21 protein-coding genes and 2 pseudogenes are annotated in these 21,132 nt (G+C 66.3%); 10 read left to right on the top strand and 13 right to left on the bottom strand.

All coding sequences use genetic code 11. The features are described 5' to 3' along the window. Window positions 1-4: 4 nt before the first annotated feature. Window positions 5-214 carry a hypothetical protein gene (locus R0146_RS15585; RefSeq protein WP_073186141.1) on the bottom strand — a complete coding sequence of 70 codons (210 nt, stop codon included), beginning with the start codon at window positions 212-214 and terminating at the stop codon, window positions 5-7. A gap of 238 nt (window positions 215-452) precedes the next feature. Here R0146_RS15585 and cmtR point away from each other — a divergent pair, with 238 nt between their 5' ends. The 4 genes from cmtR (at window position 453) to R0146_RS15565 (ending at window position 3,958) form a co-directional block, all read left to right on the top strand. Further along, window positions 453-812: a Cd(II)/Pb(II)-sensing metalloregulatory transcriptional regulator CmtR gene (gene cmtR, locus R0146_RS15580; protein WP_026926287.1), complete on the top strand. Its 360-nt coding sequence runs from the start codon at window positions 453-455 to the stop codon at window positions 810-812. Beyond that, window positions 809-2,713, top strand: coding sequence for a heavy metal translocating P-type ATPase (locus tag R0146_RS15575; protein ID WP_073186142.1), 1,905 nt, complete (start codon window positions 809-811; stop codon window positions 2,711-2,713). The genes cmtR and R0146_RS15575 overlap by 4 nt, the downstream gene beginning before the upstream one ends. Continuing rightward, window positions 2,710-3,279 (top strand): signal peptidase II, encoded by a 570-nt coding sequence (locus tag R0146_RS15570; protein ID WP_077684801.1) that lies wholly within the window; start codon window positions 2,710-2,712, stop codon window positions 3,277-3,279. Before R0146_RS15575 ends, R0146_RS15570 begins: the two co-directional genes overlap by 4 nt. 76 nt (window positions 3,280-3,355) lie before the next feature. Then, window positions 3,356-3,958 carry a cadmium resistance transporter gene (locus tag R0146_RS15565; protein WP_073186143.1) on the top strand — a complete coding sequence of 201 codons (603 nt, stop codon included), beginning with the start codon at window positions 3,356-3,358 and terminating at the stop codon, window positions 3,956-3,958. 222 nt (window positions 3,959-4,180) lie between these two features. On the opposite strand, the gene merA is transcribed toward R0146_RS15565, so the two are convergent. Beyond that, the gene (gene merA / locus R0146_RS15560) at window positions 4,181-5,560 is read right to left on the bottom strand and encodes a mercury(II) reductase (protein ID WP_026926283.1); all 1,380 of its coding nucleotides are present in this window, start codon (window positions 5,558-5,560) and stop codon (window positions 4,181-4,183) included. A gap of 95 nt (window positions 5,561-5,655) precedes the next feature. Here merA and R0146_RS15555 point away from each other — a divergent pair, with 95 nt between their 5' ends. Continuing rightward, a complete protein-coding gene (locus tag R0146_RS15555) occupies window positions 5,656-6,045 on the top strand; it encodes a heavy metal-responsive transcriptional regulator (protein WP_073186157.1) in 390 nt (129 codons plus the stop codon). Window positions 6,046-6,332: 287 nt separating this feature from the next. Here the strand turns inward: R0146_RS15555 and R0146_RS15550 are convergent, their stop codons facing one another. From R0146_RS15550 to R0146_RS15535, 4 genes are all read right to left on the bottom strand, one after another. Next, complete coding sequence (locus R0146_RS15550) at window positions 6,333-6,470, bottom strand: hypothetical protein (protein ID WP_175558235.1); 138 nt, start codon at window positions 6,468-6,470, stop codon at window positions 6,333-6,335. 167 nt (window positions 6,471-6,637) lie between these two features. After that, window positions 6,638-8,002: an IS1380 family transposase gene (locus R0146_RS15545; RefSeq protein ID WP_175558238.1), complete on the bottom strand. Its 1,365-nt coding sequence runs from the start codon at window positions 8,000-8,002 to the stop codon at window positions 6,638-6,640. Between the two features lie 107 nt (window positions 8,003-8,109). Continuing rightward, window positions 8,110-10,572: a DEAD/DEAH box helicase family protein gene (locus tag R0146_RS15540; protein WP_217652096.1), complete on the bottom strand. Its 2,463-nt coding sequence runs from the start codon at window positions 10,570-10,572 to the stop codon at window positions 8,110-8,112. Then, entirely contained in the window at window positions 10,569-11,219 is a 651-nt protein-coding gene (locus tag R0146_RS15535) for a hypothetical protein (RefSeq protein WP_217652097.1), read from the bottom strand. Before R0146_RS15535 ends, R0146_RS15540 begins: the two co-directional genes overlap by 4 nt. A gap of 208 nt (window positions 11,220-11,427) precedes the next feature. Between R0146_RS15535 and R0146_RS16210 the strand changes: the two genes are divergently transcribed. From R0146_RS16210 to R0146_RS15525, 3 genes and pseudogenes are all read left to right on the top strand, one after another. Continuing rightward, the gene (locus R0146_RS16210) at window positions 11,428-11,844 is read left to right on the top strand and encodes an IS5 family transposase (protein WP_075890300.1); all 417 of its coding nucleotides are present in this window, start codon (window positions 11,428-11,430) and stop codon (window positions 11,842-11,844) included. Then, on the top strand, window positions 11,738-12,337 hold the full coding sequence (locus tag R0146_RS15530) for an IS5 family transposase (RefSeq protein WP_078062235.1): 600 nt from the start codon (window positions 11,738-11,740) through the stop codon (window positions 12,335-12,337). The genes R0146_RS16210 and R0146_RS15530 overlap by 107 nt, the downstream gene beginning before the upstream one ends. 12 nt (window positions 12,338-12,349) lie before the next feature. After that, a pseudogene (locus tag R0146_RS15525) lies at window positions 12,350-13,621 on the top strand (ISL3 family transposase); the annotation flags it as partial. Here R0146_RS15525 and R0146_RS15520 read toward each other — a convergent pair. From R0146_RS15520 to R0146_RS15490, 7 genes and pseudogenes are all read right to left on the bottom strand, one after another. Then, a complete protein-coding gene (locus tag R0146_RS15520) occupies window positions 13,558-14,649 on the bottom strand; it encodes an Eco57I restriction-modification methylase domain-containing protein (protein WP_084189747.1) in 1,092 nt (363 codons plus the stop codon). The pseudogene R0146_RS15525 and the gene R0146_RS15520 overlap by 64 nt on opposite strands. Next, window positions 14,646-15,290 (bottom strand): N-6 DNA methylase, encoded by a 645-nt coding sequence (locus R0146_RS15515; protein ID WP_026926279.1) that lies wholly within the window; start codon window positions 15,288-15,290, stop codon window positions 14,646-14,648. Before R0146_RS15515 ends, R0146_RS15520 begins: the two co-directional genes overlap by 4 nt. A gap of 80 nt (window positions 15,291-15,370) precedes the next feature. Next, window positions 15,371-15,547, bottom strand: a pseudogene (locus tag R0146_RS15510) (helix-turn-helix domain-containing protein); the annotation flags it as partial. A gap of 135 nt (window positions 15,548-15,682) precedes the next feature. Further along, window positions 15,683-16,819 carry an alpha/beta hydrolase gene (locus R0146_RS15505; RefSeq protein ID WP_317690731.1) on the bottom strand — a complete coding sequence of 379 codons (1,137 nt, stop codon included), beginning with the start codon at window positions 16,817-16,819 and terminating at the stop codon, window positions 15,683-15,685. Next, a complete protein-coding gene (locus tag R0146_RS15500; protein WP_026926277.1) occupies window positions 16,816-17,826 on the bottom strand; it encodes an MAB_1171c family putative transporter in 1,011 nt (336 codons plus the stop codon). The genes R0146_RS15505 and R0146_RS15500 overlap by 4 nt, the downstream gene beginning before the upstream one ends. Next, window positions 17,823-18,287 carry a hypothetical protein gene (locus tag R0146_RS15495; RefSeq protein WP_013601295.1) on the bottom strand — a complete coding sequence of 155 codons (465 nt, stop codon included), beginning with the start codon at window positions 18,285-18,287 and terminating at the stop codon, window positions 17,823-17,825. Before R0146_RS15495 ends, R0146_RS15500 begins: the two co-directional genes overlap by 4 nt. A 59-nt stretch (window positions 18,288-18,346) precedes the next feature. Next, window positions 18,347-18,778, bottom strand: coding sequence for a hypothetical protein (locus R0146_RS15490; RefSeq protein ID WP_013601296.1), 432 nt, complete (start codon window positions 18,776-18,778; stop codon window positions 18,347-18,349). Window positions 18,779-19,089: 311 nt separating this feature from the next. Here R0146_RS15490 and R0146_RS15485 point away from each other — a divergent pair, with 311 nt between their 5' ends. Beyond that, window positions 19,090-20,169 (top strand): ArdC-like ssDNA-binding domain-containing protein, encoded by a 1,080-nt coding sequence (locus R0146_RS15485; RefSeq protein WP_026926276.1) that lies wholly within the window; start codon window positions 19,090-19,092, stop codon window positions 20,167-20,169. Beyond that, window positions 20,169-21,101, top strand: a complete 933-nt coding sequence (locus tag R0146_RS15480) for a bifunctional DNA primase/polymerase (RefSeq protein WP_013601298.1) — start codon at window positions 20,169-20,171, stop codon at window positions 21,099-21,101. Before R0146_RS15485 ends, R0146_RS15480 begins: the two co-directional genes overlap by 1 nt. Window positions 21,102-21,132 lie beyond the last annotated feature (31 nt).

Genomic DNA, 21,132 nt, shown 5'->3' with positions numbered 1-21,132 from the left:
TGGGCTACGAGAGAGCGGCGTCCTCCGGTGCTCCCGGTGTCGTTCCCAGAGCGGCGAGCAGGCGGACCCGGACTCGCTGCTTGCGCTGCTCGAAGAACGAGGTGAAGTCGGCCAAGTCGAGCGGAAGGCCGTCGAGGTCGTCCTCGGCAAGGTACGTAGCTCGCTTGTCCTTCGCTCGGGAAGGCGGTGTCCATCCACTCCGCAGGCAGTCCATCCTGCTTCTCGATGTTGGCGGCCCCACTCAGCAACTGAAGGTTCGGCAGCAGGCATGCGGCGGCCAAGTAGTCGTCGACCTTAATCGAGCGGGACGCCGGCACGGAGGAACGGGACATATTCTCCACGACGGATCTTCGAGCACTTCGCCACGCTCGCTGGTAGGGAGCTGTCAACTGACTCGCCGCTCATGAGGACACCTGGCGCCGACTGTACGTCGTACAATGTATAGTCATCGTATGCTGACTATTTCCGATCGACTCGACGTGATGAACCGGCTCGGCCGAGCTATGGCCGACCCGACCCGCTCCCGCATTCTGCTGACCCTGCTGGCCGGGCCGAGCTACCCGGCGGTGCTGTCCCGCGAGCTGGGGTTGTCGCGCTCGAACGTGTCGAACCATCTGACATGCCTTCGCGGGTGCGGGATCGTGGTGGCCGAGCCCGAGGGCCGACAGACCCGCTACGAGGTGGCAGACCCGCACCTGGCCCGCGCGCTGACGGCGCTGGTGGATGTCACGCTCGCGGTTGACGAGAGCGTGCCGTGCATGGACCCGGACTGCGGGGTCGAGGGTTGCCAGGCGGGGGAGGTGCGGGCGTGAGCGCGGTCACGGGTTCGCAGGTCGAGCATGTCGACCTCGACGACCACGATGATGACGATGACCGGCCGTGGTATCGGAGCCCGAGCGTTCTGATCCCGATCGCCTCCGGCGTCGCGTTCGCCGCCGGCCTGGTGTGCGAGTGGACCGGCGCGGAGACCGCGGGCCTGGTGCTGTTCTGGATCGGCCTGCTGCTGGGCGCGTACACGTTCGTGCCGGGCGCGCTGCGCAAGCTGTTCACCAAGGGCAAGCTCGGCATCGGGCTGCTGATGACGATCAGCGCGACCGGCGCGGTGATCCTCGGCTACGTCGAGGAGGCCGCCGCGCTGGCATTCCTGTACTCCATCGCGGAGGCGCTGGAGGACAAGGCGATGGACCGCGCCCGCGCAGGGTTGCGGGCGCTGTTGAAGCTCGTGCCCGAAACCGCACTCGTCAAGCGCGGCGACGCCACCGCCGAGGTCGAGGCGAAGGAGCTGCGCGTCGGGGATGTCCTGGTGGTCCGGCCGGGCGAACGGATCGCCACCGACGGCACCGTGCGGGCCGGGCGGAGCAGCCTGGACACGTCCGCGATCACGGGTGAATCGATCCCGGTCGAGGTCGAACCGGGCACCGACGTCTCGGCCGGGTCGATCAACACCACCGGCGTGCTCGAGGTCGAGGCCACCGCCGCCGGCACCGACAACTCGCTCACCACCATCGTGGAGCTGGTCGAGCAGGCGCAGGCCGAGAAGGGCGACCGTGCCCGCCTGGCCGACCGGATCGCCCGCCCGCTGGTGCCCGGCGTGATGATCCTCGCCGTGCTGGTCGGCGTGCTTGGGTCGCTGTTGAGCGGCGACCCTGAGCTGTGGATCACCCGCGCTCTGGTGGTGCTGGTCGCAGCCTCGCCGTGCGCGCTGGCGATCGCCGTCCCGGTCACCGTTGTTTCCGCGATCGGCGCGGCGTCGAAGTTCGGTGTGGTCGTGAAGTCCGGGGCCGCGTTCGAGCGGTTCGGCGGCATCCGCCACGTCGCCGTCGACAAGACCGGCACGCTGACCCGCAACGAGCCCACGGTGACCCGCGTCGTCACCACCGGCGCGACCGAGAATGAGGTGCTGGCGTGGGCGGCGAGCCTGGAAGGTCACAGCACGCACCCGCTGGCCGCCGCGATCACGAAGGCCGTCCCCGACGCCCCGACCGCGCACGACGTCACCGAGACCGCCGGGCGCGGCATCACCGGCACGCTCGGTAGTGCCCGTCTCGCCGTCGGTAGCCCCCGCTGGCTGGACGCCGGCACGCTGGCCGACCAGGTGCAGGTGATGGAATCCGAGGGGATGACCGTCGTCATCGTCCACCGCGGCGACCGGCCGGCTGGCGCGATCGGGGTGCGTGACGAACAGCGCCCAGAGGTTCCCGAGGTCATCGCCACGCTGAACCGCCGCGGGATCGGGGTGACGATGCTCACCGGCGACAACGCCCGCACCGCCGCAGCGCTGGCCGGCCAGGCCGGCATCATGGACGTGCGCGCCGAGCTGCGCCCCGAGGACAAGGCCACCGCCGTCGCGGAGTTGTCGAAGTCTCAGCCCACTGCCATGATCGGGGACGGCATCAACGACGCTCCCGCGCTGGCGGCCGCGGATGTGGGGATCGCGATGGGAGCCAAGGGCGCCGATGCTGCGATCGAGTCGGCCGACGTCGCGTTCACCGGCCACGACCTGCGCCTCATCCCACAGGCCCTCGCCCACGCCCGCCGCGGCCGCAACATAATCAACCAGAACGTCGTGTTGTCGATCGCGATCATCGTGGTGCTGCTGCCGCTGGCGATTACCGGAGTCCTCGGGCTCGCCGCGGTCGTGCTTGTACACGAGGTCGCTGAAGTCGTCGTCATCCTCAACGGGCTCCGCGCGGCGCGGCGCACGAAGGCATGACCGATCCCCTTGACGGCTCCGCTCCCTCCCCGGGAAAAGCGGATGCCGTGGAAGCGAGTTCTGCCGGCCCGGCGGCGGCGCGCGTCCGGCTCCGCTGGTTCCTGCTCGCGTGCGCCGTCGCCGCTGGCGCGGTGCTGATCGATCAAGGCAGCAAGGCACTCGCCCTCGCTCAGCTCAGCGAGGATGACCGTATTCCGCTCTTGGGAGACTGGCTCGGCTTGCAGCTCGCGTTCAACCCCGGCACCGTGATGTCCCTCGGAGCCGGCGCAACCTGGCTGCTCACCGTCATCGCCGCGGCGGCCTCTGTCGCTCTACTCGTCGCCGCAACCCGCGCCCGCACCGTCGGGTGGGCGGTCGCGATCGGCCTGGTGTGGGGAGGCGCGGTCGGCAACCTGCTGGACCGGCTGTTCGCCCCTCCCGAGTTTGGCCGCGGTCACGTCACCGACTTCCTCGCCTACGGCAACCTGTTCATCGGCAACCTTGCCGACGTCATCCTCGGTTTCGGCGTCGCCCTGGGCGTCCTGCTTTACCTCCGAGGCCCACACCACACCAGGAACGGACAATGATGGTCGCAGAGTATCAACGGCACGCGGCTGCCGGAACCGCTGGGTCGCCAGGCGGCTGTAACGCGGCGGTGGGCGCATGATCCTGTCCTCCGTCCTGCAGGCGATCGGCCTATTCATCGCCACGAACATCGATGACATCATCGTGCTCTCACTGTTCTTCGCCCGAGGCGTGGGCCAGCGCGGGACCACCGCCCGAATCCTGGTCGGACAGTACCTCGGGTTCGCTGGCATCCTGGGCGCTTCCGTGCTGGTGACGCTCGGGGCGGGAGCGTTCCTGCCGCCAGAGGTCATCCCCTACTTCGGACTCATTCCGCTGGGGTTGGGACTTTGGGCTGCGTGGCAAGCCTGGCGCAACCGCGGTGCCGACGATGACGATGAGGCAAAGGTCGAGGGCAAGAAGGTTGGGGTGTGGACGGTGGCCGGGGTGACCTTCGCCAACGGCGGGGACAACATCGGCGTCTACGTCCCGGTCTTCCTCAGCGTGGGCCCAGCGGCCGTGGTGGCGTACTGCATCGTGTTCCTCGCCCTGGTCGCCGCCCTCGTCGGCCTGGGCAAGTTCGTCGCCACCCGCCGACCGATCGCCGAACTCCTGGAACGCTGGGAACACATCCTGTTCCCGATCGTGCTCATCGGCCTGGGCATCTTCATCCTCGTCAGTGGTGGTGCCTTCGGCCTCTGAACTCGTAGCCGACTGCGTAGATGGCAGCGTGCTGTGGTTGCTACCTGGCGGCTGAGTGTCCCGGTGCGCTGCGCGTGTGAGCGGCCCAGACGACGTGCTCGGCGCCGCTGCCTCAACTGAGCCCACGCTGACCGCGTAGGCGTCGATCACGCGGTCGGTGCCGGTGTTGAAGGCGTCGCGGATATCACTTGGATCACCACATCGCTGGGCCCGGCTCTTGTGTCAGGCGCAGCAGGAGGTGGGGAGTTCGTTGCGGAAGAGGTTCGCGGTGAGGCGGATGCCTTCGGCCATGGTGAGGTAGGGGGCCCAGGTGTCGGCGAGTTGGGTGACGGTGAATCCGGCGGTGATGGCGTAGGTTGCGGCGAGCATCATCTCCCCAGCGGTGTCGGCGAGGGCGTGGATACCGAGGACTTTGCCGGTGTCGGCGTCGGCGACGACCTTGATGCCGCCGCGTGTGTCGTGGTTGGCGATGGCCCTGGGCACGTCGGAAAGTCGTAGGAATCGGCAGGCGCACCGGTATCCGGCGGCGATGGCGCTGGCTTCGGTGATCCCGGCGGAGGCCAGTTGGGGTGAGGTGAACAGCACAGACGGCAACCCGGTGTAGTCGACTCGCTCGTCGTGACCCAGGGCGTTGTGCGCGGCGATCTTCCCAGTCCTCGCGGCGACGTACACGTACTGGGGCACGTCAGTGACGTCACCGGCGGCGAACACAGCCGGGTTCGTGGTCCGCTGCTGCTCGTCTACGATGACGAAGCCGCGCTCGTCGGTCGCGATACCCGCAGCAGGAAGGTTGAGCCCTTCGGTGCGCGGGGTGCGACCGGTGGCAACGAGGACACGTTCACCGGTCGCGTCCTTCCCGTTGCGGGTCGTCACCTGGACCAGGCCCTCGTGCTGGGTGATCGTGGCTGCGCGGTCGCCGATGACGCTGATCCCCTCGGCCAGGAAGGCCTTGCGGAGCTCGGATGACAGTTCCGGTTCGGCGTGCGGGGCGAGCCGACCGATGACGGTGACCTCTACTCCGAGCCGGGCGAACAGCTGCGCCTGTTCCAGGCCGACGAAGCCACCGCCGATCACCACGAGCGACGCGGGCAGTTCCGTCAGTTCCATCGCTGTGGTCGACGTGAGGTAATCAACCTGCTCAAGCCCAGGGATTGCCGGCACGTGCGGCTCGGCGCCGGTGGCGACGAGATACGACTTCGCGCGCACCGGTCGTCCATCCACGAGCAGGGTTCCAGCGTCTGTGAACGTTGCAGTGCCCGGGAGGATGTCAAACCCGTAGGCAGCGGCGATGTCGGCGTACTTGGTCTGGCGGAGCATCCCAACCAGATCATCCTTCTGCTCGATGAGCGCGCTGAGATCGACCATCCCAGCAGAGCTGGGGACGCCTGAGAACCGGTTCGTGAGGGCGGAGTGCCGGGTGTGCGCGGCCGCGAGAAGCGTCTTGGACGGCACACAACCCACGTTCACGCAGGTACCGCCGAGGGTTCCCGATTCGATGGCGACCACGCTGGCCCCCTCGAGGCGCGCGTGGATCGCTGCGGACATCGCCGCCCCGCCCGTCCCGATCACCACGAGATCAACCTCCGTGTGCCATGTCACGATGCCTCCTCCAGTTCGAACCGGCCACTCGTGCGGCCACTCCTGAAAGAATGGACCTTAAAGTATGCTTGAAGGTCAAGTCGGTGGCCGAGGTGACGATGCGGATCGGGGAACTCGCGGGGAAGGCGAAGACGAGGGCGTCCACGCTGCGGTACTACGAGGAGCGCGGGCTGCTCCAACCGCCGGAGCGCACCCCGGCTGGGTACCGCAACTACGGCGACGAGGCGGTGCAGCGGCTCGAATTCATCGACCGGGCCCGCGCAGCAGGGCTCACTCTCGCGCAAACCGCCGAGATCCTCGAAGTACGTGACGCGGGCGGGTCGCCGTGCGGTCATGTTCGAGACCTTCTCGACCGGCGACTGGTCGAGATCGACGAGCAGCTCGAGCAGCTCCGCCTGCTCCGTACCAGCGTCGCCGACCTACGCGCGAACGCAGCACAGACGCCGCCGGAGGTCTGCACACCCGAGTCGATCTGCCGGTACCTCTGACCAATCGGCTGAAGGGTCTTGCTGCCCGGAGGGAACCGTTGTCTTGTCCGCGTAAGGTTGTCGCGCTCGCGGTAGTTCGTCAGGAACTCGTAGAACGTGTACGACTGCGCGGTCGGGCTTGAAGTTCCAGAGCAGGAAGGAGCCGACGGGGTATCCGTGCCTCAGACAAATTCACGATGGATAGCTGGCATCAGATACTCGCGCTTGCGGATGGCGGTGAGCATCTCCTCGATGCTGCACGGGGTCTAGAAGTACATGCGGCTCTCTCGATTCGGGCTGACGGGTGGTCAGACTGCGGTCTCGTCGTTGACGGCGACGACGGTGTCGTAGAGGCCGTAGCGGCGCAGGCCCTTGTGGGACTCGATGCCGGTGTAGGACAAGGAGGAGTCCTCGTAGCGGCGGAAGGCGAAGACGGCCTGGTTCATATGGGTGGCGTTAACCTCCCTCTTTCATGAGGCGGGTTGAGGGCTGCCAGCTGGGCTGTCGGAGCCCGATCTGAACACTGGGCCGGGTGAGGGCGTGACTGTGGGCCGGCTGACGCTGCCGGTGGGCGGTTCTCCAGGTTCCTTCGGCTTGGTGCGGGCGGTTGGGGTCAGGCCGGTGGTGGGATCGCGGCGATCCGGGCGAACGCGGCCACGAGGTGCTCAACCCACGGCCAGGTCTTGGGTAGACGTAGCCGTCGCCGGCGGCCACCGTGTACGAGTCGGGCCGGGACGTGCAGCAGTCGATAGCGCAGCGCTTTCGGCTCAGCCTTGGCGAGGTCGCCGTCGAGAGCCAGCATCTTGAGCCAGGCGACCAGGTCAGCGGCGATCATGGTCAGGAGTAGCCAGGTTTGGTTGATGCTGAACTCGCGGGACGGGAACCGGCCCAGGCCGGAGTCTTTGGCGTGTCGGATCCGGTCCTCGACCCGGGCATGGGCCCGGTGACGGGTCTCGAGGAACTGCAGGGTGCCGCTGGTGGTGTTGGTGGCGAACGCTTGATACCGCCACCCGTCGTGGGCTTCGAAGAGCGACAACTGAGCCCCCGGATGCGGGCGTTCGCGGCGCAGGATCACCCGCATCCCGGCCGGCCAACTGGTCAAGTCCAGCAGTCCGGTGACCTCAGCGACCTCCCCGCCGTCTCGGACCTCACCATCAGCCTTCAGCGCCGGGGACCACAAGCCCGCGGGAAGTTCGGTGATCGCGGCACGCATCTTCTCGCCGATCGTGAACCCGACGCTGTAGTGCAGGCTGCGGCCTCTGACTTGGCCTTGCGCAGTGAGCCAGTCCAGCAACTGGTGCGAGGCGCCGGCCCCGTCGCAGCGGATCAACAGGTTGCGGCGATACGGCATCGGGATCTGGGCGATCGCCTCGCCCAGGACCTGAATGTGATCCACGGCGGTGTTCGATCCCGCCCGGCCGGTCCGCAGCGCGGCGGCGAGGAACTCCCCGGTGTTGTCGCACCACACGCCGATCGGGTGATACCCGAACGTCTTCTTAAACGTCGGCGACGCCAACTCCTTCTCCGAGTGGGCCACCACGATCGTGGCATCGACATCCAACACGACCGTCTCACCCAGATCGGTGCCGGCGACCCGAGAGGCCGGGACACCGCCAGCGGCTGTCAGTTGTGACCAGACGTGGCGCCGGACACGGGACCGGGCTGTCTGGATCTTCCTGCGTCTGGCGTCGGTGACCTCGTCCAACGCCCGCCACACCGTCGGAGCAGAGGCGACCGGCCCCAAGATCTGCGTCTGGTGGCGCAGCACGTTGATGTCGGAGATCGCCTCACCGCCGTCGGCGAGCATCACCGCGACATCGGTCAGTACCTGGCCGCGGTCATGGATCGAGGGGATGAACGAACGCCGGGCCATCGCCGTCGAGAGGGCTCCGGTCAGGCCGGTGTTCTCGGCCAGCATCCTGAGCCCGATGCTGCCGGCGTGGGCGATGACCGCGCCACCATCGCCGGTCACGGACATACCGGTGGACCACGAAGTACGCTTCACCTACGGAGTGCCTTCCGCTTCAGGGGTCTTGAACAGTCGCAAGTCCAAGTATCCCGTAGTCAGAAGGCACTCCGGCCTATCTACCGCACGCGTCCCTCACTCCGCCATGAACGATCGAGGTTAAAGACGCCGAGATTCACGAGGAGGTGGAAGTCCTCGACGGTCAGTCCGGTGACGGTGCGGAACAAGCCGGGTTCGAGCTTGGTGATGACGTCGGTAAGAGTGTTCTCACGGAAGTCGGTCAGGTACATGAACGCAGGGACGCGGGTGGCGAACTTGACCAGCTTCTCCTGAATCTGCGTCCGCTTGGACTTGTACTCCTTCTCCTCCTCCGTCAACTCCTTCTTCTCCGCCGGAGTAATGTCGTCGCCCTTCTCCTTCTTCGCCTTCTTCACGGCGTCGCTCTTGTTCACGACGGTCTCGAAAATGTCGCTGCCGAGCGCGCGGAAGCCTTCGATGTTCATGACGGCGTTGAGGGCGTCGGGGTTGTTCATGATCTTGCGCAGGGTGTCGTTGTCGACGTTGACGAGGATTGCGGACTCCCACTTGCGGGCCAGGAGGGTCGCGGAGGTGCCCGACATGGCGATGTCGAGGATGCCGCCGGCATCGACCTGGGTCATATTCGACCCGTCGTACGCCAACACGGGCAGGAACTTCACGAGCTCCTCGACGGCTTGCTCAGGGTTCGGCGTCTCCGGCGAGAGACCGGCGCCGTAGTCGGCGATCTGACGCAGCGCGCGAGTGGGCGCGAAGTCGAACACGAAGCACACAGGCTTGAGGACTGCTTCGGCGCTCGGGTTGTCTCCGTCGGGATTCTTGATCGACCACGGTGACTGTACGCGGAACGCTGCCTGAAAGTAGGTCTCGGGTGAGTTGAGGTTGCGCAACATCAGGATCGAGGACCACTGCTTGACGGTGACGCCCGTGGTGAGCTTGCCGCACGACAGGGTGATCGTCTTGGTGTCGTGGCCGTCGCCGATCGCCGCCCGCACTGGCGGGAGAGCATCCAGCCCGATGCCCGCGCCGGGACCCGCGACGACGAGGACCTTGTAGTCGTGCCAGAACACGTTCTGCTTCTCCGCGAGCAGGTTCGACATTGCCTCGCAGGCAGCAACGTTGGGCAGGAACCAGAACGAGTGCTGAAGGTACGGCAGGAGTCGGACATCGGAGTACGGGAATGGCGGGCGGGTGCCCATCCGCATCGCGTCGACCTGGGTGGGAAGGTGAGCGCCGCGGACGAGATCGAGCCACTTCTGCACGTCGGTCTTGTGGGTGAACTCGGCGTCCTTACCGATGCCCTTTGCCTCGAAGAACTCGTTGAGGTCGAACTCGTCGAACTCTCCCTGATTCGCAACGGCAATCAACTCGTCAGGCATCTGGTACGTGAACAGACGCATCTCCGGGAGCGACCCGTACGGGTTCCAGGCGTCCGGTTGCGCGACGGCGTACTCGGCCTTGGCGCGCTGCTCATCGGTGTAGGTCCAGTTGAAGATTTGCTCCTCGATGAACTCACCGGTTGCCAGCGCCTTGAATGGCGTGCCCGACAGGTACAGGTAGGCGCGGGTGGTGATCGGCAGGAAGTCGTCCTCGTCGTTGCCGAGTTCGTCAAGCTCCTCGTCGAAGGCCACGAGGCCGTCGTTGTACTCCGCGGCCAGTTCCTTCTGCTTGACTTTCTCGTCCTCGCCCTCGAACAGCTCCTTGGCGGACTCTCGCCACGCACCGAAGTGGTATTCATCGAAGATGACGAGGTCCCAGTTGGTGGTGTGGACCCACTCGTTCTTCGCCTTGATGAGGCCGGTCTTCCGATCTCGCCCGAGCAGGTCCTGGAACGATCCGAAGTAGACCAGTGGCCGAGTCTTGTCCGCCTCATCTGGGCTGCCCCCGGTGGCCGAGGAGAGGTACTGCCAGCCGTCGAAGTCGGCGTGAGACTCCAGGTCGGTCTGCCAGGCGTCCTCCACTGCGGGCTTGAAGGTGACCACGAGGATGCGTTTGGCGCCGAGCCGCTTCGCGAGTTGGTAGGAGGCGAAGGTCTTCCCGAAGCGCATCTTGGCGTTCCACAGGAACCGTGGCACCGCGTGAGAGTCCTCGGCCCAGATGGACTTGTAGTAGCCCTCGGCCTTGTCCACGGCGCTGGCTTGCTCCGGGCGCATCGGAAACTTCTCATGATGGGTTCCACTGAGCTTCACGCCTGTGCGAAGCTCAGTGATCGCCGTGCGCACATCGTCTGGGGTGCACCACATCCACTCTCGCGCTGAGCCGAAGATCGGGTTCTCGAAGCCCTTGTCGATCAGCCGTTGGCGCACATCTGAGTCGCGAAACACCGTCCCGTCGCCTCGTTCGGCGAGCTCATCAACGTGCAGCGTGTATGCCTGCTGCATCTGCCCCTGAGACTCGCGGATGCGCGCGTTCACATCCGCCTTCGTCGTCTGGCCCACCTTGAGAAGCCCCGCGTAGCCGACTGGTGGATCGTTCGGCGACCATGCGTAGATTCGCAGTCGCGCCTCGGGCTTCTTGGGGAGGAGTTCGTCAATCTCCCGCTTCACTCGTCCGCCTCCATCGGGCGAACGATCCGCTCGACGAAGTCGATCTCGTCTTCCGAGAGTCCGTACTTCTCGTAAAGATCATGATCGTTCCAGTCTCGCGTCCAATCCTGGGTCGGAACGAAGGCATAGACCTTCCGCGTGGTGTCTTGCGAGGGCTTGTGAAGGAGGATGAGAAAGCGCGTCAGACGGCAGCGGAGGTACGACAGCGCGCTCTCCGCCTCTCCTCGTGTATCGAAGGTTCCGATGCAGAGGTACGTCTCGGAGGAGATGCTCCCGCTCTCGCCAAGGAAGGGAGTGCTGATGATCCGATGGGGATAGGTGTCCTTATTTCCCGTGCCGGGCGCGGCGCGGCCAACGTAAACCTTCCAGCCATCGATGAGGTGAGCGCCCGAAGGGATCGATGCTCGGTCCACATACCCAGTCCCACCGTTCTGGTAGATGAGCACGTCGCCAGGCGCCTTTGACGCTCTGCCCTTGAACGTGGTCTCAAATCCAAAGGGCTTACGGGAGCTGACCAGCCTTTCGAAGCGCTTGCTCTCCGGCAGTGCCAGCGAGTGCTCCTGCCCGGTCTCGACGGCAATCACCTTGCGCAAGATTGACAGAGCCTCGTTGAACCGGATGAAGACATCCGCGCCTGGTTCGAGCAAAGAGGCTCTTCACAATCGAGGGTGTAGGTAGCGCTGTTCGGGGTTGCGGCGTGGCGGCTGGCTGAAGGGGTCGAGGCCCTCCGAAGATGGAAGTTCTCACGCTCCCCATCTGGAAGACCTCGACGTGTCCGACGCTACCTTCACGTGCCCTGATCTGACTAGGGCGTGTCTCCTATATGTGGAGTTCGGCTTGCCCGATACTGGCCAGGTGAGTGAGTTGACCCGGTTTGAGGCCTTGACGGATGAGCAGTGGGCGGTGGTGGAGCCGCTCCTGCCGTCCAACGAGGGCAGGAAGGGCCGCCCGTTCACCAACAACCGGAGGATCGTCAACGGGATCATCTACCGGTATCGCACGGGGATCCCGTGGCGGGACCTACCTCGGGAGCAGTACGGGCCGTGGCAGACGGTGTGGAAGAGGCATCGCTCGTATGCACGCCGAGGCGTGTGGGACCATGTGCTCTCCCACGTCATCTCCCAGGCGGACACGCGAGGTGAGGTGGACTGGGCGGTCAGCATCGATGCGACGATCAATCGCGCTCACCAGCACGCCACCAACACCAAACGCCCCGAGCAGGACACAGGGGGCGCGATCGAACTACAAGAAATCTCCCACCGGGGAGGATGAACCCGCAGGTCACGGCGTTGGCCGCTCCCGAGGCGGGTTGACCACGAAGATCCACCAGGTCGTGGACGGACACGGCCTCCCACTCGCCATGGTGGTCACTGGCGGGCAACGCAACGATGGCGTGATGCTCAAGGACACCCTGGAAGACATCTATGTTCCTCGGCCTACCGGCAGGCCTCGCACCACACCCGAGGTGGTCTTGGCGGATCGCGGGTACACCTCAGGTGTGAACCGCCGCTACCTGCGTGCCCGCCACATCAAGATGGTGATCCCCCAGAAGAAGAACGAGATCGCCGCCCGCCAGAAGAAGGGCTCCCAAGGCGGCAGACCACCTGGCCTCGATGTGGAGGCCTACAAGGGCCGCAACGTGGTCGAGCGGTCCTTCAACAGCGTCAAGCAATGGCGGGGACTGGCCACCAGATACGACAAGCTCGCCACCACCTACCGCTCAGCCACAGTCCTCCACGCCATCCTCCAATGGCTCAAGACATAGGAGACATGGCCTAGTTTCTGCCGTCTCGACGGCCTCGGGTTGGAAGTCACCGGCCAGCGCATCGAACCCGACCGTGCGATCCTGGCCTGCCGCCCGGTCGACGCCGACGACTGGTGCCGAGACTGCGGCGGCCAGGGCCTCATCCGGGGCTCGGTGGTGCGACTCTTGTCGCATGTCCCGCTGGGGTGGCGCCCTACCGTGCTGCACGTGCGGCTCCGGCGCTATCGGTGCATCGAGTGCGGGCGGGTGTGGCGTCAAGACACCAGTGCCGCAGCCGAGCCGCGTTCGAAGCTGTCGCGTGCGGCGCTGCGTTGGGGACTGGAAGGACTTGTGGTCCAACACCTGAGCATGTCCAGGATCGCCGCCGGTCTCGACGTCGCGTGGAACACCGCCAACGACGCCGTGCTGGCAGAAGGACAGCGCGTCCTCATCAGCGACCTGGCCCGGTTCGACGGGGTCAAGGTGATCGGGGTCGACGAGCACTGCTGGCGCCATACCCGCCATGGTGAGAAATACGTCACCGTGATCATCGACCTCACCCCCACCAGGGACGGCACCGGTCCGGCGCGCTTGTTGGACATGGTCGAGGGACGCTCGAAACAGGTGTTCAAGACGTGGCTCGCCGCCCGCCCCCGAGCCTGGCGCAAGGGGATCGAGGTCGTCGCGATGGACGGATTCACCGGCTACAAGACCGCGGCGGTCGAGGAACTCGGCAACGCCACCACGGTGATGGACCCGTTCCACGTCGTCCGGCTCGCCGGCGAAGCGCTCACCCGCTGCCGCCAGCGCGTCCAGCAAGACACCTGCGGGCATCGGGGCCGCGCCGGTGACCCGCTCTACCGCGCCCGCCGCACCCTGCTCACCGGCGTCGATCTACTCACCGACAAGCAAGTCGCCCGACTGGAGGCACTGTTCGCCGACGAACAGCACACCGAGGTCTACGCGACATGGAGTATCTACCAACGGCTCGTCGTGGCTTACCGACATCCCGACAAGCAACTTGGACGGTTCCTCCTTCAAGGCGTGATCGACTCGGTCAGCACCGGCGTCCCGAGAGACCTCGTCGAGCTCGTCAGCCTGGGCCGGACCCTCCACCGACGGGCGGCCGACGTGCTCGCCTTCTTCGACCGCCCAGGCACCAGCAACGGCCCAACCGAAGCGATCAACGGACGCCTCGAACACCTCCGCGGGATCGCCTTGGGATTTAAGAACCTGACCCACTACATAGCCAGAAGCCTCCTCGAAACCGGAGGATTCAAACCCCACCTACACCCTGCATTGTGAAGAGCCAGCAAAGAGCGAGTGGCCGTGGTCGTCGGCCAATCCTTGAAGTGGGTGGTGACCTCGCAGAGTCCGGGGTGGTCGCGATCCCAGAGGAAGTAGCACACCCCGCCCTTTAGTCCGACGCCTGGGAACACGTCCGAAGCGCTCAGGTAATCGTTGATTGCCCGCACGCGGCTGTCGGTCAGCATTGACTCCCTGAACTCATCGAGGCCTTTTCCTCCCGCAAACCAACGCGAGGGAACGATCATGGACAAGAAACGCGGGTCGAGTTTCTTGGCCTGCTCTACGAAGAGTTGATAGATCGGGGCGGCGCTGGTCCCATGACCGCCGTCGCTGAGCTGGTAGGGCGGGTTGCCGATGATGACGTCGAACTGCATGGTGTCTCCGAACAGCTCCGCGATGCGGGCTTTGATGTCGTCGGTGTGGATGAAGGCGTAGGCGTGAGTCTCAAGGTCGTCACCACGGGCGTAGTCATCCTCGCCTGCGCCGCAGTAGATGCACTTGCGGTTGGTATAGACGGCGACTTCCTCGCTGGTCAGTGGATCAGCACGGAACTCCCGCTTCCCGCCGCCCCAGGTGTGCTCGGTGCGCTCGAACCAGATGTTGCCGTCCTCGGTCGTGAATGACCTAGCGATCGAGTGCGGGCCGTTGGCGAACTTCGAGCAGTAGACGCTCCGGCGCGCGAGCAGCGCCGTGAGCTGGGTGATCCCGATGCCGAACACTTGGTGGGTGAGGATGTGATCGACGCGTTCGGTGAGGTCGGGGATCGTCAGGATCAGGCCGTCGGTGAGTCGGCGCACGATCTCGCGGAGGAACACACCAGACTTGGTGAACGGATCGAGGAACGTGACATCGGGGTTGGCCCAGATGTCGGCGCCGTCGTTGGCGTCTGCCCACGCGGCGGCAAGCGTGTCGAGCATCTGGTTCGCGAACTCCGGCGGGGTGAAGACCTCATCGTTGGAGAGGTTCGCGATGCAGGTCAAGACATCCGGGTTGTGCCCTCGGAGAGTCAAAGGTGCAAGGGTCACGCGGCGGCCTCGGCGATCTGAATGACGGTCATCGTCGGGTAAGTCTGCGCGGGGACGAACAGGTCCTCGTCATCGAGCTCGCCGAATAGGGTTCCCTCGTACGAGGCGCGCTGAGTGAGGTCGTCGTAGCGAAAGTCGCGCCTCTGGAACTTGCCTTTGCCGAGGTAGCCCCACTCAGGAAAGGTGATCGGCTGGCCGCTTGGCACGGTCATGGTCAAGGCATCGCCCTGGACGATGTTCACGGTGAGAACCGCGCGGGCCGCTCGTGCCCACTGGTCATCGTTGCCGATACCCAAGAACGTGTTGAACACCTCGGCGAGATTGTGACGGCACTCTTCGGCGTTGTCTGCGAGAAGTTCGATACCGTAGGTGCACATGAGCGCGAACAATGCGTAGTGGCGCTTCTCGAACTCGCTCTTGCCGTGCCGAAGCTCGACCGTGGCGAGCTTGCGAGCCAGGACGGGGATGAGGAAGTTGCCCGAGCCGCAGGCGGGTTCGAGTACGCGGGAGTCGATCCGCTCAGACTCGTGCTTAACGAGGTCGAGCATGTCCTCGACCATCCACGCCGGCGTGAACACCTCGCCGTGGTCCGCAACGCGTTGCTTGGACTTCACCAAGCGCTGGGCGTCTTTCAGGTTCATCTTCCCCCCTCCCGGTGCTCGTCGTTGTCATGAGCGTAGGAGCGTCCACCGACACCGGGATGGGCTACGTGGAGCTCTTGGTCACTGGCCGCCGCACCCGCGCGCACCCAGTCGTCTATCTCGCTGGCTTGGAACTTCCAGAGGCGTCCGACCTTGTGGGCGGGCATGGCCTTCTCGGCGATCCAGGTGTAGACGGTGTCTTTGGTGACCCCGAGGTGGGCGGCGATGTCGTCTGCGGACAGCCACGGCTCAGCCACGTTGGTCCTCCCTCGCTCAATGGCCCAGGCAGGCCAACACCCACGATGATACCGGCTGAGGTACGGCTTGAGTTGGGTTTCTCCGGGCGTGGCCGAACGAGACGGGTTTCGAGAGTGGCCGCTGCGTTCTGCCGATCAGCGTGGGATGCGCACCTTGAGCCAGGCGGTCACCGTGTTCCGCCAGCGGTCCAGATCGCTGTTCCAGCAGAGGGTGTGGCCGGCATCGAAGGTCTCAAGCTCAACGAGGTCCGGGCGAGCGTCTCGGAGTGCTTGTGAGAGCCGGATCGGCACGGAGTCGTCTCGGGTGCCGTGGAGGATCAGGGTCGGCGTGTTGAGCTCTACGGCTCGGGATGTCCAGTCGAAGGTGGGAAGTGGGATGCGTCCTGGCAGGCCGACTGCGCGTGCCAGTGGGTCGAGGGTGAGCCACGGGATCGCGAGGTGCCCGGCTGCTGCAGGCCATCCGCTGCGGGCGCAGTTGGACTTGATGACTTCGGTCCAGTTGAGGACTGGGGAGTCGAGTACGAGCGCGGCGATCAGTCCCGGATGTCGCGGGTGGTCGGCGAGCTGGAGAGCGACAGCGGCACCCATCGACCAGCCGAAGATCACGACCTGTTCGGCTCCTCGTCGGACGGCGTACCCGATGGCCTCGTCAACGTCGCTCGTCTCTGCGTAGCCGAAGGTCGTCCGGCCGGTGCCAACTCGCGGCCCTTCTGCTGTGTTGCGGTAGCTGACGACGAGGGAGGTGTAGCCGAGTTCGGTTGCGGCGAGGACGCCGCGGAGGGTGCCGGCGCGGGTGCTGCCGAGGCCGTGGATGTGGATGGCCCAGGTCGCGAGGTCGCCGTCGATGCGCCAGGCCGGGCATGGTCCTGCGGGGGTCGTGATGGTGATGTCGCGTGTGTGGAGTCCGGCGTCGGCTGGGGTGGCGTAGTAGATGCCGCTCCAGGAGGCGCAATCGCCGGTCTTCGGAGTGAAACCCGATGTGGTGCCCGTGATCCTGCGAGCGACGCGGGTGGGTCCTCGATCGACGCTATCTGTGGCGAGCTGCGCCCAGCCGCCGTGCTCGAACCAGAGATTGTAGATGCCTGGCGCGGCGGCCTGGTCGGTGCGGTCGAGCACGATCAGGTCGCCGTCGTCGGTGTACTCGACGCCTCGAACGGTGAGGTCGAACATTCGTGGGCCGACGGGTGCGGTGAGCCGCCGCGCGATGGCCCACCCGACCCCGGCAACCGCTGCCGCCGCGGCCCCAGCGCCGAGAGCGATGCGGCCTATCACGACTCCCGCTCCTCGACGTAGGGAACGGGCGAGGTCGTCGCGAGGGCACTGTCGCTTCCGACGAGGTGGCTCTCGGCGCGTTCGAGCAGGTCGCGGTCGTCGGTGCTGATGTCGAAGGTGATGCGAGGGTCGATCATCGCGTCGCGGATTTCGACGATCACTCGGTGGAGGTGCCCTTCGGGGTCTTCGCTACTGGCGGCGAGGGGGTCGGCCTGGCTCAGCCCGGGCCGTGCGCGCGTCGCCTGGTGCCAAAGCGACTCCAGCTGCGCTGTGAGGGCGACGGTCTGCCTCTGCCGGGCGCGGTGCTGAGCGCGACGGACGGCAGGCTGGATCGCGAACCCGGCACAGAGGAACACGAAGGTCAGGACGGAGAGCGGATCGTAGGCGGACTGGATAGTGTGCATGAGGTCGAGGTGGCCCGTGGCGTGGGCAACGTCCATGACGATCACGGCGAGGCAGAGCGCGACGCCGAACGCCGACCCCAGGCTCAACAGTGCCGCGGGGAGGTGCTGGATGCCGGTGTTGTGCCGGTACTGCCTTATGGCGAGGACGAGCATCGCCACGACAATGACGAGGCAGTAGGTGAAGTTGATGATCGAGTAGACCGCCGCCGCTGGCTGTGCGCCGAGGTCGATCATAAATCGTGTGGTAGTGGTGCCGCGGTCGATGAGCAGGAACGATGCGGTGATCGCGAGCAGCGCGACGAGCAGGACGGGGATGCTGACGGCGGCTCGGACGAGCCTGGGCCGGTACTCGCCGGTCTTCATGACGCCGCGGCCGAGGAAGAACAGCCCGGTCATCAGGAGCGCGTCCGCGATCAGGGTGGCGAGGTTGGTGCCACCGAGCAGTCGATCGACGGCGCTGTAGGCGGCATCCACGTTGAGCGTCATCGCGATGGCGATGGTGAGGGCGGCGTAGGTGATGCTTCGGTCGGTGCGTTTGCGTCGGAAGATGAGCAGGCTCGCCACGAGCGCCCACATGAGCGTTGCGACGAGCGTCTGGATCATCCGAATATCTCCGAGTATCTGGACTCTGCGAACACCGACCCTCGGATGCCGGCGGCGAGCCGGTCGGCGAGGGACTCGGCGGCGATCTCGGTTTCGCTGTCGAGGTCTTGCCGCCTGAGCAGGCGACCTCTGGTGTACGGCGGGATGTTGGGCAGCAGTACCTCCCCGACTGCACAGCCGTCGCCTTCGCCGTGGCCAAGGATCATGTGGGCGAGCTCGTGGAGCACGAACTGCTGGCGATGCAGCGCGGAGTCGCTGCGGGCGTGAAGCACGACGTCTTCGGCATCGGTGGAGAGCCAGAGCGCGCAGAGGCCGTCGTGGGTGTCGAGGTCTGCGAGTTCGACGACGCGGAGCCTACGGTGCCGCCGGTCTTGGACGGTGTGGAGGAGATCGTCAAGGGCGAAGGTATTGCCGAGCTCAAGGCCCGCGACGGCCGCCGATACGGTCTGTTCGATCTTCACGGTTCGCCCCTTCTCTGTAGGGAGCAGGGACCGGTGGCGGCTCCATCGTGCGGTACCGGTCAGTGCTCGGGCATGTGTGTCATTTCCTCGTCCAGGAACTTGGTGATGGCGTGGAGTGCTTTCGGCGAGATATCGCCGAGGGTGCGGGCAGCGTAGGACTTCACCTTCGCGGCACGCATGGACCGAACCAGGTCGAGCTGCGCAGAGACCTTCTCGGGAGTGGCAGCACCGTCCTCGCCGAGCAGGAACGCGGCGTCCACGTCGAAGAACTCCGCGAGCCCTTCGAAGACGGCGGGGTCTTGGACGTAGCGGTGGCCGTTGACCATGTACGTCCAGCGCGACCGCGACAGGTTGGTGCCTCGTTCTTGGAGGTAGCCGGCGATCTGCGAGTAGGTCGGCTCCGTGCCGGACTCGGCGACGGCGACATCCATCAGGAGCCGCAGACGTTTGGCGAGGTCTTCGGCCGCAGCCTGGCTCTCGTCTTCGGTCATGACGGTGACCCCCTTCCCTTCGCAACGGGCAAGGCATCGATGTAGTCCACCCAGAAGGTGGTTGTGCATGCTCAAACCGTACTCGTTGAGCATGCACAAATCAAGGCTTGCGCATGCTCAACGGTCAGTGTTAGAACAGGACTCCGGGGCATTTTGAGCATGCTCAATGTTGCGTCCCGGTCTCGGCTCGGGCTGCCTCAAGGAGGTGAACGATGTCCAGCTCACGGTCTGGGCGCGGGTGTTCGCGCCTACCTGCCAGGTGTACCGCCGCGCGCAGCCGCGTCGCGGCCCGCCGAAGAGGAGGCCGGAGCATGGCATCGAACGAGGACGCCCGCGCGGCGCGAGAGGCGAAGCTCGACGAGCTGCACGAGAAGCTGACCGGCGCGGTCGAGTCGCTGGTCTCGGGTGACGACTGGCGCCAGGCGCTCGCCTTCGCGGCGCGGTTCCGGTCGCGGTCGTTCAACAACACGATGCTGATCTGGGTGCAGCACGAAGCCGCGTTCGAGGCAGGCCGCGTGCCCGAACCCTTCCCCACCCTGGTTGCCGGGTACCGGCAGTGGCAGGGGCTCGGTCGGCAGGTGATGAAGGGCCAGCCGGGCTACATGATCTTCGCGCCCGTGACGGGCCGGTTCGCCACCGCGACCCCTGCCGATGCGGGCTCGTGGCGGCGGCTCGGGCCGAGGGAGACGCCGAAGGCCGGCGAGGTGGTGCGCTCGCGGATGGTCGGAGCCCGGCCGGCCTACGTGTGGGATGCCTCCCAGACCGACGGAGAACCATTGCCAGTTCCGCCCGCTCCGACGCTGCTGGAAGGCGAAGCACCCTCGGGGCTGTGGGACGGGCTGGCCGGGCAGATTCGCGGCGCGGGGTTCGAGGTGCTGCGGGTGCCACACGAGGGGATGATCTCCGGCGCGAACGGCATGACCGACTATGAGGAGCGCACGGTAGCGGTGCGGGAGAACATGGACCCTGCTGCGCAGGTCAAGACGCTCGCGCACGAGCTGGCGCACGTGCTGATGCACGATCCCGACGACGAGGAAGCACGTCAGCATCGCGGCATCCGCGAGGTCGAAGCCGAGTCCGTCGCGCTGATGATCGGTGCCGCGCACGGCATGGACACCACCGGGTACACGATCCCGTACGTCTCGACCTGGGCCGCCCGCGTGGACGGCCAAGAGCCCGTCCAGGTGGTGCAGTCCACCGGCGAGCGGGTGCGGAAGACCGCGCTGGCGATCCTCGACCAGCTCGACACGCTCCAGGTCGGCGACGGCACCCCGCCCGGACTCGAACGCGACGCTCCCAGTCCGCGCACCTCCCGTACGGCTGCGAACTCGGTGGAGACCGATCGTCCGCGTGCTGCGTCGGCGCCAGCGCTGGCAGGGCGGAGGCTGTGATGCCCGAAGCATTCGATGTCCTGGCGGCGCTCATTCGCGTGGATCGTTCACCGAGCCTGGGGCTCGCGGCGCGGAGCCTCGCGGCGGCTGGCGTGCCCGTGTTTCCGTGCGTCGTCGAGGGGAAGCGTCCGCTGACCCGCCGTGGGTTCCTCGATGCGAGCAGCGACCCGGAACAGGTTGCCGCGTGGTGGTCGCGCACACCGAACGCGAACATCGGCATCCCGACCGGCGCTCCATCCGGCGTTGTCGTCGTCGATGTCGATGTCCACGGCCCCCACGACGGCCGCGCGGCGTTCCAGCGCGCCACCGACGCGGGGCTCGTCGATGGCGCGGGTCTGCTCGTGCGCACACCCACCGGAGGCGCGCACGTGTACTTCCCGGCGACCCCGGGCCGCGAGCAGCGGTCGTGGCAGGCAGCCACCGCGGGCGTCGACTTCCGGGGCGACGGCGGCTACATCATCGCTCCTCCCTCCCGGCGAATCATCGACGGCAGTGTGTGCCGCTACGAGGTCGCGGACATCGCCGCGCACTCGGTCGGTCATGTGGACGCGGCCCGTCTGCGGGACTTCCTCGACCCGCGCCCCGTCGCTCCACTACGCGCCAGCAGCGGCTCGATGGATGAGGATGCTGAGCGGTTGGCGACGTGGGTCGCTGGGCGGGGTGAGGGCGAGCGGAACCGAGGCCTGTTCTGGGCTGCCTGCCGCCTCGCAGAGAACGGCGTCTCGCCCGCCGAGGCGCTCGATGCGCTGGGTGCTGCGGCACAGTCGGCGGGTCTGGGTGATCGCGAGATCACCACGACCGTGCGCTCCGCCTACCGAGCCACCCAGCCCGCATCCGAAGTGACGCCCGGCGGCCGGAGCCAGAGCGCGGGTCGGTGGTTCGGTCGCTCGGCGAGCCCACCGTCCGCAGCCTTGGGGAGGGCTGGGCTGTGAGGCGTGAATCGGGAGGGCGGCGCTGGGCCGC

Source organism: Raineyella sp. LH-20 (assembly GCF_033110965.1).
GTDB lineage: Bacteria > Actinomycetota > Actinomycetes > Propionibacteriales > Propionibacteriaceae > Raineyella.
Note: the sequence above shows the minus strand (reverse complement) of the source record. Positions and strands in the feature narration are given on the sequence as shown.